At 73.9% G+C, this 1,383-nt stretch carries 2 protein-coding genes; one reads left to right on the forward strand and one right to left on the reverse strand.

Features of this window, described 5'->3' with window-relative positions; genetic code table 11:
- Nucleotides 1-1,109 (forward strand): CDP-glycerol glycerophosphotransferase family protein (locus AC2W7G_RS16370; RefSeq protein ID WP_485869373.1); only part of this gene is annotated, 1,109 nt, incomplete at its 5' end.
- A 12-nt stretch (nt 1,110-1,121) separates the two neighbouring features.
- Here the strand turns inward: AC2W7G_RS16370 and AC2W7G_RS16375 are convergent.
- Nucleotides 1,122-1,383 (reverse strand): SGNH hydrolase domain-containing protein (locus AC2W7G_RS16375; RefSeq protein ID WP_485869374.1); only part of this gene is annotated, 262 nt, incomplete at its 5' end.

Below are 1,383 nucleotides of genomic sequence, written 5' to 3' on the forward strand. Positions count from 1 at the left end.
GACCGCCCGGCGCAGGCCAACGACAAGGCGAGGTGTTCGCCCGGTGGCTGCGCGAGCACCGCCCGCGCCGCCGGTCGTACTTCGTCATCGGCGCCGACGCGCCCGACCGCCGCCGCCTGCGCCGCGAGACCCGGCTGCGCCTGGTCGTGTTCGGCTCGCTGCGCTGGCGGCTGCTCATGCTCACGTCACCGGTGCTCGTCTCGTCGCACGCCGGCACGTTCGTCACCCGGCCCCAGCCGTACGCCCTGCTGAGCCAGCACACCCGGGCGTTCGTCTTCCTGCAGCACGGCGTGCTCTACAACGACCTGTCGCGCTGGCTCAACAACCAGGAGATCGACGCCCTCGTGACGTCCAGCCCGGGGGAGCGCGACGCGATCGTGTCGACGTCGCCGTACCGGTTCTCCAGCAAGGAGGTCGTGCTCACCGGCATGCCGCGCCACGACGCCCTGCTCGAGGCCGCCGCCCGGCAGGACCGTCCGCGCTGGCTGCTCGTCGCCCCGACCTGGCGCGTCGAGCTGCTCGGCCGGCAGCGCCCGGGCTCGGACGAGCGCGAGGTGCTGCCCGGGTTCGCCGCGAGCGAGTACGTCCGTCGCTGGCGGGACGCGCTCAACGACCCGCGGCTGCGTGCCCTGGCCGAGGCGCACGGGCTGACGATCGGCTTTCTGCCGCACCCGAACTTCCAGCCGCTGCTGGACGAGTTCGCGCTCGAGCCGCACGTGCAGCCGCTGTCGTACGCCGAGCACGACATCCGCGAGCTGCTCGCCGGCGCGGCCGTGCTCGTGACCGACTACTCCTCGATCGCCTTCGACATGGGGTACCTGGGCCGCGAGGTCGTGTACTACCAGTTCGACAAGGACGAGTTCTTCGGCGGCGGCCACACGGTGCAGCGCGGCTACTTCGACATCGAGCGCGACGGCTTCGGCCCGGTCGTCACCGACCACGAGGCGCTGGTGTCGGCGCTGACGGCCGCCGTCGAGCGCGGCGAGCCCGACGCCGACGTGCGCGAGCGCATCGCGGCCGCGTTCCCGCTGGTCGACGGCCAGGCCTGCGAGCGCGTGCACCAGGTGGTCAGCCGGCTGGTCGCCGGCCGCAACGAGCTCCTGCCCTGACCGGGGCGGGGGTCAGGACGGCAGGTCGGCCCTCGTCGCCCGCTCCAGCCCGCGGGCCAGGCGGGGGGCGAGCGTCTCGACGTACGTGCGCGTGAGGTGGTGCCCGTCGCGGTAGACGACGACGCCGCCGATGACCGTGGTGCAGGTGTCGCCGGGGCAGATCCATGGGTTGAGGTCGATGTACGTGGTGCCCGCGACCTGGGCCGCGGCCCGCTCGCCCGCGGCCGCGTCCCACACGTCCTCGTAGGCGGCGGCCCGGGGGACGTCGCACGCG

This window comes from Aeromicrobium sp. PFPM2_SD2 (assembly GCF_057364525.1).